At 69.8% G+C, this 1,055-nt stretch carries 1 protein-coding gene; it reads right to left on the bottom strand.

Annotation, left to right across the window (positions count from 1 at the left end):
- Positions 1-1,055, bottom strand: a 1,055-nt coding sequence (locus tag ACFYW9_RS41425; RefSeq protein WP_389160384.1) for an alpha-amylase family glycosyl hydrolase, incomplete at both ends; no start/stop codon positions are given.

The raw sequence follows: 1,055 nt of genomic DNA, 5'->3' as shown, positions 1-1,055 counted from the left end.
CCCTCGCGTTCGGCGGTTTGCCAGTCGCGTGGGCGGAGCTGGTACTTCTCGGAGTGGAGGTATTCCTCGCCGCCCCGGCGCAGGGGGGTGTTCTCGCAGAGTTCGTAGCCGCTGTAGAGGCCCCAGGTGGGGGAGAGGGTGGCGGCGAGGACGGCGCGCAGCGCGAAGGCGGGGCGGCCGCCGGTCTGCAGGAACTCGTGGAGGATGTCGGGGGTGTTGACGAAGAGGTTGGGCCGCATGCGGGCGGCCGAGTCGCCGGAGAGTTCGGTGAGGTACTCCGTCAGTTCCTGTTTGGTGTTGCGCCAGGTGAAGTAGGTGTACGACTGCTGGAAGCCCACCTCGGCCAGGGTCCGCATCATCGCGGGCCGGGTGAAGGCCTCGGCCAGGAAGATCACGTCGGGGTCGGTGGCGTTGACGTCCGCGATCACCTGTTCCCAGAACACGACGGGTTTGGTGTGCGGGTTGTCGACGCGGAAGATCCGCACCCCGTGGTCCATCCAGTGCCGCAGCACGCGCACGGTCTCGGCGACCAGGCCGGGCATGTCCTGGTCGAAGGCGATCGGGTAGATGTCCTGGTACTTCTTGGGCGGGTTCTCGGCGTGGGCGATGGTGCCGTCGGGGCGGTGGTGGAACCACTCCGGGTGCTTCTCCACCCACGGGTGGTCCGGAGAGCACTGCAGGGCGAAGTCCAGGGCGATCTCCAGGCCCAGCGAGGCGGCCCGGGCGACGAAGGCGTCGAAGTCCTCCAGGGTGCCCAGCTCCGGGTGGACCGCGTCGTGGCCGCCCTCGGGGGAGCCGATGGCCCAGGGCACCCCCACGTCCTCGGGGCCCGCGGACAGCGTGTTGTCCGGGCCCTTGCGCCAGGTGGTGCCGATGGGATGGATCGGCGGGAGGTAGACGACGTCGAAGCCCATCTCCGCGATCGCGGGCAGCCGCTCGGCCGCCGTACGGAAGGTCCCGTGCACCGGCGGATCGACCTGCCCGCTCTCCGAACGCGGGAAGAACTCGTACCACGCCCCGTACAGCGCCCGCTCCCGCTCCACCAGCAACGGCAA

This window comes from Streptomyces sp. NPDC002698 (assembly GCF_042888945.1).
In the GTDB taxonomy this organism is placed as follows: domain Bacteria; phylum Actinomycetota; class Actinomycetes; order Streptomycetales; family Streptomycetaceae; genus Streptomyces.
Note: the sequence above shows the minus strand (reverse complement) of the source record. Positions and strands in the feature narration are given on the sequence as shown.